Below are 13400 nucleotides of genomic sequence, written 5' to 3'. Positions count from 1 at the left end.
TTTGTATTCAGAGTTTTTTTTAATATGTTCTAATCAATTTTTTTTTCAAATCCTTCACCAAACCCCACAAAAAAAGCCTTGAATTTCTTCAAGGCTTTTTATTTTGGGTGGCTGACCGGGTTCGAACCGGCGACCCGCGGCACCACAAACCGCTACTCTAACCAGCTGAGCTACAACCACCATTTTGCTTAGCGGTTGCAAATATAGCACAATTGTTTGCTTCTGCAAAGATTTTTTTAAAAAAATACTAGAATTTTACTTCAAATCGCTTAAGCTATTGACAGCCAAATACCTTTCGACAGTAAAACCTTCGGCGTGTTCGAGTCCTGTTAAACGTCCTAAATCTCGGGAACGATAATTCAAGCTTTCCAAGAAGTTTTTGCTCGAAATCGGCGACTCAGGTTCTTTGGAATTGGGATCATAAAACTGAGAACTATAGGCCAAAATAGCCGCTGTTTTTTGCTCTACATAACCTGTAATATCTACCACAAAATCGGGCACAATATTTTTCCATTGAATGTAATGATACACTACATTAGGACGCCATGCTTTTTGTTCTTCGCCATCTAAACTTGTAAAAATTCGCATCAAACCCGACAAAAAACAAGCATCCGAAACCAGTTGGCTTCCCTTGGGATGGTCTATATGGCGGTCATCAACGGCATTGCACAACACGATATCGGGTTGGTATTTACGTATCATTTTTATGATTTCGAGTTGGTGTGCTTCATCATTTACAAAAAAGCCATCTCGAAACGCTAGATTCTCGCGCACCGAAACGCCTAAAATAGCAGCAGCAGCGGCAGCTTCTTTGTCTCTAATTTCGGCCGAACCACGCGTGCCCAACTCCCCTCTTGTCAAATCTACGATGCCTACTTTTTTCCCTAAAGCGACTTCTTTTAAAATGGTTCCGGCACAGCCTAATTCTACGTCGTCTGGATGGGCACCAAAGGCCAATATATCTAATTTCATTTTTACAAATTTTTTTATTGTATGCTAAGTACTTTTTCCTTTCTTATTTTCATTATCCCAACAAAACACGTTTCATAGTCAGCGATTTGTTTACGCTTTCCTCCCATTCTTTTTCAGGTTGACTTTCTGCGGTAATTCCGCAACCCATATACAAATAAGCATGAGAAATTTCATGAGAGGCATCTATTTGCAATTGCATGCACCTCAAATTAACGAAAAGATGTGATTTGGGTTTATTGACATAATCACCTTTACAATTTAATTCCCCTAAATATCCGGTATAATAAGTGCGTTCATAATTTTCATTCGCTAAGATAAACGACTTAGCAGCTTCTTTGGGCAAACCACAAATTGCAGGGGTTGGATGCAATACACTTACCAATTCTTTAAGATTAAATTTTCGTTTCAACACTCCTTCGATATCTGTTTTTATATGAACTAAATTACCTGCTCTATAGGTATAAGGGCTAGACACATTAAATTCAGAAGTGTACGCTTTAAGATTATCTAAAATCGAATCCGTTACAAATTGTTGTTCTTTTTTTTCTTTATCACCCCAAATTACTTGATGCAAATTATGTTTAAACGGCTGAGTTCCAGCTAAGGCTGTAGTGTAATAATGGGACTGCTTGGCTTTAATTAAGCGTTCAGGAGAAGCTCCCATCCATAAACCAATTTTGGGATGAAACCAACAATAAGTAAACGCATCAGGATATAAAGCGAGTAATTTTTCAAAGGTCTTGACAATATCAAAATCAGTCACTTTTACTTTTTCTTGCCTAGAAAGCACTACTTTATCAAAATTTCCTTGATGAATGGCTTCAATTCCTTTTTGTACCATTGCTACAAAAGCCGCTTTACCCTCCAAATGCGGTTCAAAGTCGCTATTTTTGACTTCATCCAGTTCAATAGTAGGTATTATAGCTTCCCATTTCACAGATTCTTTCAAGGGAATAATTAATTGCTGTTCATCATTAAATGGAGCAAACACAAAACCACTTTCTTTAAAATCATTGACAAAAAACAGATGGTCGTTTTTTTGAAAAAAACCAACTATTTTACTTTTTTGAGGTTTGTGATACAGAACAAAAGGCAAGTTTAAAGCAATTTGCTGTTGTACTTTTATAAAAAAATCAATCATAACTTGCTGTTTTTGAATAGTAATAAAACAATTAAACTTTTTTTGGCAAAACCATATTGGTCAATTTACATAAGGAAATCAAATTTCCGACTTCGTCGGTGATTTTTATTTCCCATAAATGTACGGTTTTACCTTTATGAATTATTTTGGCGGTGCCGAAAACAAATCCTTCTCGTATGCTCTTTAGATGATTGGCCGAGATTTCAATCCCGCGAACTTCTTGTGCTTCCGGATTGATAAAAAAGTGGGAAGCCGCACTCCCAACACTCTCTGCCAAAGCCACAGAAGCACCGCCGTGCAACAATCCCATTGGCTGATGTACTGCTGAATTGACCGGCATTTTGGCCACCAAAAAACCTTCGCCAGCATCAATATATTCAATATTTAAGGTCTCCATCAACGTATTTTTCGAAAAGTCATTGCAAAATTGGAGCATTTTTTCTTTATTTATTTTCATAGCACTTCCTATTTTACTGTAAAAATAAGCTAAGTATTTTGTCTCTCAAAAATGTCAGCCCTTTTTTACTAACATTTTAAATATCCTTTCGCGCCAAGTAAGACAATCCAATCAAAATAGTGTTCGCTAAACATAATATTCTAATTAATCGCTATTTTTACCAAAATAAAAAACAAAAAAATGCGCTCGATTGCTACCGTTTTTATTCTTGGAATGATACTGCTCCTGGGTTCTTGCCGAGCTGATTTTGAAACTGTGGCTAGCACGGGCGATTTGAAATTTTCTAAGGATACGGTGTATTTAGACACGGTTTTTACCAACATTGGTTCGAGTACGTACCAACTAAAAGTCTATAATAAAAGTAAAAACGACATCACTATTCCGATTATTCAATTCGAAAAAGGACTCAATTCGAAATACAGAATGACCGTAGACGGACAGCAAGGAACAGCAGGTAAAATCTTCAAAGACATTACGTTGTTGGCCAAAGACAGCTTGTATATTTTCATCGAAACCACAGCAAGTATCGCTGATGCCAACCCTACTGATTTTTTGTATACGGATAAAATTCAATTTGATAGTGGCGCCAATTTGCAAACGGTTGCATTGGTTACTTTAATACAAGATGCTATTTTTCTTTATCCACAACGATTCGCAGATGGCACGACCGAAACCCTCCCGATTGGAAGCGAAAAAATAGAAGGTTTTTATTTGGACGAAAACGACCCAATCAATGGCAATGAGTTGCATTTTACCAATACAAAACCCTATGTGATTTATGGTTATGCCGCAGTTCCTTCTGGAAAAACAGCTGTTTTTGATGCGGGGACTCGGGTGCATTTTCACGCCAATTCTGGATTAATCGTAGCCAATCAAGGAAGTATTCAAATCAACGGAACCACCTCGACCACAAAAGCTTTAGAAAATGAAGTCGTTTTTGAAGGCGATCGTTTAGAGCCCGGATTTTCTGATGTTGCAGGACAATGGGGAGCGTTATGGCTAACCAACGGAAGCACCAATAACCGCATCAACCATTTGACTGTAAAAAATGCAACCATCGGACTTTTGATTCAAAATAACGATGGCACAACTGTACAACTAAAAAATACTCAAATCTATAATTCTAGCAACTACGGCATTCTGGCTCAAACGGGCAAAATCGTAGGCGAAAATGTAGTAATAAACAATGCAGGTGTAGCGAGTTTGGCTTGTTTGTATGGTGGCGATTACCGTTTTACCCATTCAACTTTCAATAACAATTGGAACAGTTCTTCACAAGTCGCGGTTTTGGTCAGCAACTTTATCTCAGGCGCCGTTCCTGAGTCTAAAGATTTGACGCAAGCTACTTTTAACAACTGCATCATTTATGGTTCTTATGCTAATGAAATGTTGTTGAATAAAAAAGCTACTTCGGTTTTCAATTATCAATTCAATCATTGTTTGCTCAAATTCAACAATAGCAGTAATTCATTTACTAATGACCCTTTGTATCAGTTTGAAACGGATGCTACACACTACAGTGGGATAATATTAAACAAAGACCCAAAATTTTTCAAAGTCAATCAAAACCAACTCAACATTGACAACACTTCGGCGGCTTTTGCCAAAGGGAATTCTAGTTATTTAATTCCATTAGATATTTTAGGAACAAGCAGAACCTTACCTCCTGATTTGGGGGCTTATCAAAATAAAGCGTTTCCGAAATAATAATAAAAAAGACTTGCTTTCGGCATTTGTACTTACTATTTATTTAAACTAAATTTGCACCGCAATACAACAAACACTACAACAATGATTCATTTCTTTGAAAACCAAAGTAACACTGTTTTTGCCGTACAAACGCAGAACGCATTGAGCGAAGACGAAATGTCGGCTCAAGACATCTCAAAACTCAACTGGCTATTTGCTGATGCCACTAAAATAGAAAAATCCGTCTTGTCGGATTTTTTTGTTGGTCCTCGCGCCACTATGATTACGCCTTGGAGTACCAATGCAGTTGAAATCACTCAAAATATGGGGATTTCTGGCATCATCAGAATCGAGGAATTTCAACGTGTTACCGAAGATTTTTCGGATTTTGACCCTATGCTTTCGCAAAAATTCAGCGAGCTCAACCAAGATATTTTTACTATCAATATCCAACCAGAACCTATTTTGGAAATCGATGATATTGAAGCCTATAACCAATCCGAAGGGTTAGCCTTAAGTCCAGAAGAAGTGGAGTATCTTTCTAATTTAGCCACTAAATTAGGTAGAAAATTAACCGACTCCGAGATTTTTGCGTTCTCGCAAGCGAATTCAGAGCATTGTCGTCACAAAATTTTCAACGGAACTTTTGTAATTGATGGTGAAGAAAAACCGACTTCTCTTTTCAAATTAATTAAAAAAACGTCAGAAACGAATCCAAACGATATTGTTTCTGCCTATAAAGATAATGTGGCTTTTGTAAAAGGACCAAAAGTGACCCAATTTGCACCAAAAAGTGCTGATAAACCTGATTTCTACGAAGAAAAAGAATTTGACTCAGTACTTTCCTTAAAAGCCGAAACCCACAACTTCCCAACTACTGTAGAGCCTTTCAACGGAGCTGCAACAGGTTCTGGAGGAGAAATTCGTGACCGTTTAGCTGGTGGACAAGGTTCGTTGCCTCTAGCTGGTACAGCGGTTTATATGACTGCCTATTCTCGATTGACTAATGAACATTCTTGGGAAAATGGAATGGCCGAAAGACCTTGGTTGTACCAAACGCCTATGGATATTTTAATCAAAGCTTCGAATGGAGCGTCTGATTTTGGAAACAAATTTGGACAACCATTGATTACTGGTTCTGTTTTGACTTTCGAACACGAAGAAAACAACCGTAAAATTGGTTATGACAAAGTTATCATGCAAGCGGGTGGAATTGGTTACGGAAAATTAGATCAAGCGATAAAAAAGAAACCTACCGCTGGCGATAAAATCGTTATTTTAGGTGGAGAAAACTATAGAATTGGAATGGGTGGTGCTGCGGTTTCTTCAGCCGATACAGGTGCTTTTGGCTCTGGGATTGAATTAAACGCTATCCAACGTTCTAATCCTGAAATGCAAAAACGTGCCGCAAATGCCATTCGTGGACTAGTAGAAAGTGACCACAATCCTATCGTATCTATTCACGATCACGGTGCAGGTGGACACCTAAACTGTCTTTCGGAATTGGTAGAAGAAACTGGTGGATTGATTGATTTGGATAAATTACCAGTAGGTGACCCAACGCTTTCTGCTAAAGAAATCATTGGTAACGAATCGCAAGAGCGTATGGGATTGGTGATTGGTGAAAAAGATATCGACACCTTACAGCGTATTGCCGATAGAGAACGCTCTCCAATGTACCAAGTTGGTGACGTTACGAACGACCATCGTTTCACCTTCGAATCCAAATCAACTGGTGTAAAACCTATGGATTATGCTTTGGAAGATTTCTTTGGAAGTTCTCCAAAAACGATAATGACTGACAAAAAAGTAGCCGTAAATTATACTGAACTAAATTATACTACTGAAAATATCCCGAACTATCTTAATCAAGTATTGCAATTAGAGGCTGTCGCTTGTAAAGACTGGTTAACCAATAAAGTAGACCGTTGTGTGGGAGGTCGCGTGGCCAAACAACAATGTGCTGGTCCATTGCAATTACCACTGAACAATGTGGGAGTAATGGCTCTAGATTTTAAAGGAAAAGAAGGAATTGCGACCACTGTAGGTCACTCGCCAGTAGCTTCGCTGGTTGATCCTGTAGCGGGAACAAGAACAGCGATTGCAGAAGCACTTTCAAATATTGTTTGGGCTCCTTTAAAAGACGGTTTACAATCGGTTTCTTTATCGGCGAACTGGATGTGGGCTTGTAAAAACGAAGGCGAAGATGCTCGTTTGTACGAAGCAGTGCAAGCGTGTTCTGATTTTGCTATCGAATTAGGAATCAATATCCCAACGGGTAAAGATTCACTTTCAATGAAACAAAAATATCCTAACGACGAGGTTATTGCTCCAGGAACAGTGATTATTTCGGCGGCAGGAAATTGTACCAATATTACCAAAGTTGTTGAACCTGTTTTACAACGCAATGGTGGCAACATTTACTATTTAAACTTATCTCAAGATAGCTTCAAATTGGGAGGTTCATCTTTTGCTCAAATTTTGAACAAAGTAGGAACTGATGTGCCAAGCATTACCAATGCAGCTTATTTTAAAACCGCTTTCAATACCCTACAAGACGCTATCAAAAACCGCCAAATTAAAGCGGGTCACGACGTAGGCAGTGGTGGTTTGATTACTACTTTATTAGAACTTTCGTTTGCCGAAGTAGACTTAGGTGCTACGTATGACTTGAGCGTTCTTGGTGAAGCGGATACAGTAAAAACATTATTTAATGAAAATATTGCTGTGGTTTTCCAAGCCGATGCAGCCATTGAAGCCCTTTTTGCCGCTCAAAATATAGAAATTTTCAAAATTGGAACCGTTACCGAAGGAGATTTGGTAACCATCCAAAACAATGCAGATACGTTTACTTTTAATGTAAATGAAACAAGAGATACTTGGTTTAAAACGTCTTATTTATTAGACGCTAAGCAATCTCGTAACGGCATGGCTGAAGCGCGTTATGCGAACTACAAAAACCAACCATTAGACTATCAATTCCCAGCGCATTTTGACGGAAAGAAAGCTATCATTGACGCTAGTAAACCTAGGCCAAAAGCAGCTATTATTCGTGAAAAAGGAAGTAATTCCGAGCGTGAAATGGCCAACGCAATGTACTTGGCTGGTTTTGATGTGAAAGATGTACATATGACCGATTTGATTTCAGGTCGTGAGACACTGGAAGACATTCAGTTTATCGGTGCTGTGGGTGGTTTCTCTAACTCGGATGTTTTGGGCTCTGCCAAAGGTTGGGCGGGTGCTTTCTTGTACAACGAAAAAGCCAATACCGCTTTGAAAAACTTCTTCAAACGCGAAGACACTTTATCTGTGGGGATTTGCAACGGTTGTCAGTTATGGATGGAATTAGAATTAATCAATCCTGAACACAAAGTACACGGAAAAATGCACCACAATACTTCGAACAAACACGAGAGTATCTTTACCTCGGTAAAAGTGCAAAAAAACAACTCGGTAATGCTTTCTAGCTTAGAAGGTGCTACATTGGGAGTTTGGGTGTCGCACGGCGAAGGAAAATTCCATCTACCAGAACAAGAAGCGAATTATAATATCGTTGCAAAATACGGTTACGAAGGCTATCCTTCTAACCCTAATGGTTCCGATTACAACACGGCTATGCTATGTGATACAACTGGTCGTCACTTGGTGATGATGCCACATATTGAGCGTTCTATTTTCCCTTGGAACTGGGCATATTACCCAGACAACGGACAAAAAGATGAAGTTTCGCCTTGGTTAGAAGCTTTTGTAAACGCTAGAAAATGGATTGAAAAACGATAATTTTTTTATTCTCAACAAAAAGCTCATTCCTAACAGAATGAGCTTTTTTTATACAATACCATTTACACGAAAATAAATAAATCATTTAAAATAAATACAATCACTACCTAGAATACAAAGTATTATTGCTCTCCAAACGCATAAAACACAACTATTTAATTTTCCCATTTTTTAAAAAATTATTTGGTTCCTACTTAAAAAAACTAAAATTTCCCAAATTATGAAATCGATTTCGTTGAATACCAAATAATTAGTATTCAGCATAATAATTAGTTTTTAAAAACTTACTATTGTTTGCATTTTTTAATTAATTTGCGAAAAATTCAATTCAATTATAATGGTAACTATCACACGCCTATTTGATTTCCCTTATTACCAATTAGAGAAATTCAACTCAATTCCCGATGCTTTGGTCACCAAGCAAAATGGAGTTTGGATCAAAACTTCTACTGAAGATTATATTTCAAAAGCAAATACCATTTCTAGGGCCTTAATTAGAATGGGGATTCAAAAAAATGATAAAATTGCCATTATATCCTCCAATAACAGAACCGAATGGCATATTATGGATATTGGTGTACTCCAAACCGGAGCTCAAACCGTGCCTATTTATCCAACTATTGGCGAGGAAGACTACGAATACATTTTGAACCACTCTGGTTCTTTATATTGCTTTGTTTCGGATGTAGATGTTTACAATAAAGTTAAAAATATAAAAGCCAACGTTCCGGCTTTGAAAGGAATCTATTCTTTTAATGAAATTGAAGGTTGCGAAAACTGGTCTTCACTATTGACTCTTGGGGCAGACACCAGCAATCAAGATGTGGTGGAAGACCGCAAAAATAATGTGACGACTCAAGAGTTGGCTACCATTATTTATACCTCTGGAACTACTGGAAAACCAAAAGGAGTTATGCTTTCGCATCAGAATATTGTTTCAAATGTATTGAATAGTGCACCTAGAATTCCGTTTGAACCCGGAAAAAATACGGCATTAAGCTTCTTGCCTATTTGCCATATTTTTGAACGAATGATTTTGTATTTGTACCAATATTATGGTGTTTCGGTATACTTTGGAGAATCTATAGAAAAAATTAGCGATAACATCAAAGAAGTTCGTCCAAATGTAATTACTGCGGTTCCACGTTTACTAGAAAAAGTATACGATAAAATTTATGCCAAAGGAGCCGAGTTGAGCGGTATCAAAAAAGCCTTGTTCTTTTGGGCTATCAATTTAGGATTGCGTTACGAACCCTATGGAGCGAACGGATTTTGGTACGAATTCCAATTAAAAATTGCTCGAAAACTCATTTTCAGTAAATGGAAAGAAGGTTTGGGTGGCAACCTGGATTTGATGGTTTCTGGTAGTGCTGCGCTACAAACCCGCTTGTGTAGAGTGTTTGCGGCAGCTGAAATTCCAGTGATGGAAGGTTATGGTTTAACAGAAACTTCACCTGTAATCTCGGTAAACGACATGAGAAATAAAGGCTTCAAAGTGGGAACTGTAGGCAAACTAATTGATGGTGTAACCGTAAAGATTGCTGAAGATGGCGAAATTCTTTGCCAAGGACCTAATGTTATGATGGGGTATTACAAAGATCAAGAAAAGACTGCCGAGGTAATTGTTGATGGATTTTTTCATACAGGAGACATCGGTAACATTGATGCTGAAGGTTTCTTAAAAATTACGGATCGCAAAAAAGAAATGTTTAAAACCTCAGGAGGAAAATACATTGCCCCACAATTGATTGAAAACACCATGAAACAATCCCGTTTTATTGAACAAATCATGGTCATTGGAGATGGCGAAAAAATGCCGGCTGCTTTTATTCAACCAAGTTTTGAATTCATCAAAGAATGGGAAAAACTACACGGAATTGAAGTAGGTAAAACCAATCAAGAAATCATTTCTAATCCAAAAGTAGTTGCTCGTATACAAGAAGAAGTAGATCACTTGAATGCTAAATTTGGAAATTGGGAAAAAATAAAACGCTTTGAATTAACACCAGACGTTTGGTCAATTGATGGCGGTCAACTTACCCCAACCCTGAAACTAAAACGTAAAATTGTATTAGAAATGTACCGAGATTTATACAATAAAATCTACGGTCAATCTTAAAAACAATTTGAAACGAACCTAAAAGTCCTGAATTTGTAGTTCAGGACTTTTTTTTGGGGGTGTTATAGGTAGTTAATGCATAAACTGAGAGTTAAAATTCTCTCTCTTTTTTTTACTAATTTAAACATCTCTACTTTTTGTTAGCAAAATCTTAAGGTATTAGCAAAAAAAATAGTTTAACAGCACCATAAACTCTTGAAATAGAAAGGAGTTTATTTATTTTTATAAAAAAATTAAAAAAATAATATGCATGCATAGTATTTTTGTATATATTTGAAATCGATATAGTAAACTATGAAAGACAAAACAATTGATTATGTTTTAAGAGCAACTTGGCAAGCCGTTTCTAGAATGTATAACGAAGAAGCCGCCAAATATGATGCTACAATGGCAACTGGATTTGCCTTATTGAGTATAGACAAAGAAGACGGAACACCTTCGACTGCTTTAGGACCAAGAATGGGAATGGAAGCTACGAGTTTGACACGAACTTTGAAAACTATGGAAGAAAAAGGATTGATCTACAGAAAGAAAAATCCAGATGACGGTAGAGGAGTTTTACTATATCTAACTCCTTTTGGAAAGGAAAAAAGAGAACTTTCAAAAAACACGGTACTAAAATTTAATGAAACAGTAAAGCAACATGTTTCGGAAGAAAAATTACTCCATTTTTTGGAGGTCGCAGAAATTATCAACGAATTGATTCATGAAAAAAATATTTTCAATAGTTCAGAAACAGATGAATTGCTGTAAGTTAAACCAATTCAAAATACTCTGAATCCATTCTAAATGAATTGCACCATTTTAAAAAAAATAGAAAAAAAATAGTAACTAAGTATGAAACGCACAATTAAAAAAGTCGCAGTAATCGGGTCTGGAATTATGGGTTCTGGAATTGCTTGCCATTTTGCCAACATTGGTGTTGAAGTCTTGCTTTTGGACATTGTTCCAAGAGAGTTGACAGATGCAGAAGCCAAAAAAGGATTAACTATCGAGAGTAAAATCGTTAGAAACCGATTGGTAAATGATAGTCTAGCTACCGCTTTAAAGTCAAAACCTTCTCCTATTTACAATCAAAAATTTGCTAACCGTATTACTACAGGTAACACTACCGATGATATGGCGAAAATTGCTGGTGTTGATTGGATTATCGAGGTGGTTGTTGAGCGTTTAGACATCAAAAAAATGGTTTTTGAACAAATTGAAAAATTCAGGAAACCAGGTACTTTGGTAACCTCAAACACTTCTGGTATTCCGATTCACTTCATGAGTGAAGGTCGCAGCGAAGATTTCCAAAAACATTTCTGTGGTACGCACTTTTTTAACCCAGCGCGTTACTTAAAATTATTCGAAATCATTCCAGGTCCACAAACTTCAACAGAAGTTCTGGATTTCTTAACTGGATACGGTGAGAAATTCTTAGGAAAAACATCGGTTGTAGCCAAGGATACTCCAGCTTTTATCGGAAACAGAATCGGAATCTACGGAATACAAAGTTTGTTTCACTTGGTAAAAGAATTGGGATTAACTATTGAAGAAGTTGATAAATTGACGGGACCAGTTATTGGTCGTCCAAAATCGGCTACCTTCAGAACGGTTGACGTTGTAGGACTAGATACTTTGGTGCATGTGGCCAACGGAATCTACGAAAACTGTCCAACTGATGAGCAACACGAGTTATTCCAACTACCCGATTTCGTCAACAAAATGATGGAAAACAAATGGTTGGGAAGTAAAACAGGACAAGGTTTTTACAAAAAAGAAGGTAAAGAAATTTTATCTTTAGACTTAGACACTTTAGAATATCGTGCTTCGAAAAGAGCTTCTTTTGCCACTTTGGAATTGACTAAAACAATTGACAAACCAATCAATAGATTTAAAGTTTTAGTAAAAGGAAAAGACAAAGCGGGTGAATTCTATAGAAAAAGTTTCGCTGGAATGTTTGCTTATGTTTCGAATAGAATTCCTGAAATATCAGATGAATTATACAAAATTGACGACGCTATGAAAGCTGGTTTTGGATGGGAAAATGGACCATTCGAAATTTGGGATGCAATAGGTGTTGAAAAAGGAATTGAAATTATGCAAGCTGAAGGTCTAGCACCTGCTGCATGGGTTACCGAAATGATTGCTGCTGGAAATACTAGTTTTTATACTGTGAAAGAAGGGGCTACTTATTTCTACAATGTTCCAACAAAATCACAAACAAAAGTTCCTGGTCAGGATGCATTCATCATCTTGAACAACATACGCGAAACCAAAAAAGTATGGAGCAACAGTGGCGCCATTATTCAAGATTTGGGAGATGGTATCTTAAACCTAGAATTCCAATCTAAAATGAATACTATTGGTGGCGATGTATTGCAAGGCATTAACAAAGCCATCGATCTAGCCGAGAAAGAATACCAAGGTTTAGTAATTGGAAATCAAGCAGCAAACTTTTCTGTTGGAGCCAATATTGGAATGATCTTCATGATGGCTGTTGAACAAGAATACGACGAATTGAACATGGCTATCAAAATGTTCCAAGATACTATGATGCGTGTACGTTACTCTGGAATTCCAGTAGTAGTGGCTCCACACGGTATGACATTAGGCGGTGGTTGCGAAATGACACTTCATGCTGATAAAGTAGTGGCTGCAGCTGAATCGTACATTGGATTAGTAGAATTTGGTGTAGGTGTAATTCCTGGTGGTGGTGGTTCAAAAGAAATGGCGTTGAGAGCGTCTGATTTGTTCCGTAAAAACGACGTAGAATTGAATGTTCTTCAAGAGTATTTCTTAACAGTGGCTATGGCCAAAGTATCTACATCTGCTTATGAAGCTTTTGACTTAGGTATTTTACAACATGGTAAAGATATAGTGGTAGTCAACAAAGATCGTCAGATTGCTGAGGCTAAAAAACATGCTTTATTGATGGCCGAAGCTGGTTACACACAACCTATCCGCAGAAAAGATGTAAAAGTATTAGGAAAACAAGCCTTGGGAATGTTCTTAGTAGGAACTGACCAAATGCAAGCTGGTAAATACATCTCTGAACACGATAAGAAAATCGCCAATAAATTGGCCTATGTAATGGCTGGTGGTGACTTATCTGAAGCGACCTTAGTATCTGAACAATACTTATTGGATATCGAAAGAGAAGCTTTCTTATCGCTTTGTACAGAAAGAAAGACATTGGAGAGAATTCAATTTATGTTAACTAAAGGGAAACCGTTGAGAAACTAGATTGAAGTACAAAG

General features: G+C 37.2%; 8 protein-coding genes and 1 tRNA gene. 5 read left to right on the top strand and 4 right to left on the bottom strand.

Features of this window, described 5'->3' with window-relative positions; all coding sequences use genetic code 11:
• Nucleotides 1-106 precede the first annotated feature (106 nt).
• From ACSVH5_RS03590 to ACSVH5_RS03575, 4 genes are all read right to left on the bottom strand, one after another.
• Nucleotides 107-180, bottom strand: a tRNA-His gene (locus ACSVH5_RS03590).
• A 75-nt stretch (nucleotides 181-255) separates the two neighbouring features.
• A complete protein-coding gene (bshB1, locus tag ACSVH5_RS03585) occupies nucleotides 256-972 on the bottom strand; it encodes a bacillithiol biosynthesis deacetylase BshB1 (RefSeq protein ID WP_438060089.1) in 717 nt (238 codons plus the stop codon).
• 52 nt (nucleotides 973-1024) lie between these two features.
• Nucleotides 1025-2113 carry an isochorismate synthase gene (locus ACSVH5_RS03580; protein WP_438060088.1) on the bottom strand — a complete coding sequence of 363 codons (1089 nt, stop codon included), beginning with the start codon at nucleotides 2111-2113 and terminating at the stop codon, nucleotides 1025-1027.
• Nucleotides 2114-2144: 31 nt separating this feature from the next.
• Nucleotides 2145-2570 carry a PaaI family thioesterase gene (locus tag ACSVH5_RS03575; RefSeq protein WP_438060087.1) on the bottom strand — a complete coding sequence of 142 codons (426 nt, stop codon included), beginning with the start codon at nucleotides 2568-2570 and terminating at the stop codon, nucleotides 2145-2147.
• Between the two features lie 180 nt (nucleotides 2571-2750).
• On the opposite strand from ACSVH5_RS03575, the gene ACSVH5_RS03570 reads away from it, so the two are divergent.
• The 5 genes from ACSVH5_RS03570 (at nucleotide 2751) to ACSVH5_RS03550 (ending at nucleotide 13386) form a co-directional block, all read left to right on the top strand.
• Nucleotides 2751-4277, top strand: a complete 1527-nt coding sequence (locus ACSVH5_RS03570; RefSeq protein WP_438060086.1) for a hypothetical protein — start codon at nucleotides 2751-2753, stop codon at nucleotides 4275-4277.
• Nucleotides 4278-4361: 84 nt separating this feature from the next.
• Nucleotides 4362-8039, top strand: coding sequence for a phosphoribosylformylglycinamidine synthase (gene purL / locus ACSVH5_RS03565; protein WP_438060085.1), 3678 nt, complete (start codon nucleotides 4362-4364; stop codon nucleotides 8037-8039).
• A gap of 337 nt (nucleotides 8040-8376) precedes the next feature.
• On the top strand, nucleotides 8377-10158 hold the full coding sequence (locus tag ACSVH5_RS03560; protein WP_438060084.1) for an AMP-dependent synthetase/ligase: 1782 nt from the start codon (nucleotides 8377-8379) through the stop codon (nucleotides 10156-10158).
• Nucleotides 10159-10452: 294 nt separating this feature from the next.
• A complete protein-coding gene (locus tag ACSVH5_RS03555; RefSeq protein WP_438060083.1) occupies nucleotides 10453-10911 on the top strand; it encodes a MarR family winged helix-turn-helix transcriptional regulator in 459 nt (152 codons plus the stop codon).
• 84 nt (nucleotides 10912-10995) lie between these two features.
• Nucleotides 10996-13386, top strand: a complete 2391-nt coding sequence (locus ACSVH5_RS03550) for a 3-hydroxyacyl-CoA dehydrogenase NAD-binding domain-containing protein (protein ID WP_438060082.1) — start codon at nucleotides 10996-10998, stop codon at nucleotides 13384-13386.
• Nucleotides 13387-13400 lie beyond the last annotated feature (14 nt).

The organism is Flavobacterium sp. RSSA_27, assembly GCF_051547125.1.
Taxonomy (GTDB): Bacteria; Bacteroidota; Bacteroidia; order Flavobacteriales; family Flavobacteriaceae; genus Flavobacterium.
The sequence above is the reverse complement of the archived record's forward strand: the minus strand, read 5'-3'. Positions and strand labels throughout refer to the sequence as shown.

Excerpts from the sequence above, each read along its gene's own strand:
- ACSVH5_RS03570 (WP_438060086.1), top strand. The coding sequence starts at position 2,751 with ATGCGCTCGATTGCTACCGTTTTTATTCTTGGAATGATACTGCTCCTG.
- ACSVH5_RS03575 (WP_438060087.1), bottom strand. The coding sequence starts at position 2,570 with ATGAAAATAAATAAAGAAAAAATGCTCCAATTTTGCAATGACTTTTCG.
- ACSVH5_RS03580 (WP_438060088.1), bottom strand. The coding sequence starts at position 2,113 with ATGATTGATTTTTTTATAAAAGTACAACAGCAAATTGCTTTAAACTTG.
- ACSVH5_RS03560 (WP_438060084.1), top strand. The coding sequence starts at position 8,377 with ATGGTAACTATCACACGCCTATTTGATTTCCCTTATTACCAATTAGAG.
- ACSVH5_RS03555 (WP_438060083.1), top strand. The coding sequence starts at position 10,453 with ATGAAAGACAAAACAATTGATTATGTTTTAAGAGCAACTTGGCAAGCC.
- purL (WP_438060085.1), top strand. The coding sequence starts at position 4,362 with ATGATTCATTTCTTTGAAAACCAAAGTAACACTGTTTTTGCCGTACAA.
- ACSVH5_RS03550 (WP_438060082.1), top strand. The coding sequence starts at position 10,996 with ATGAAACGCACAATTAAAAAAGTCGCAGTAATCGGGTCTGGAATTATG.
- bshB1 (WP_438060089.1), bottom strand. The coding sequence starts at position 972 with ATGAAATTAGATATATTGGCCTTTGGTGCCCATCCAGACGACGTAGAA.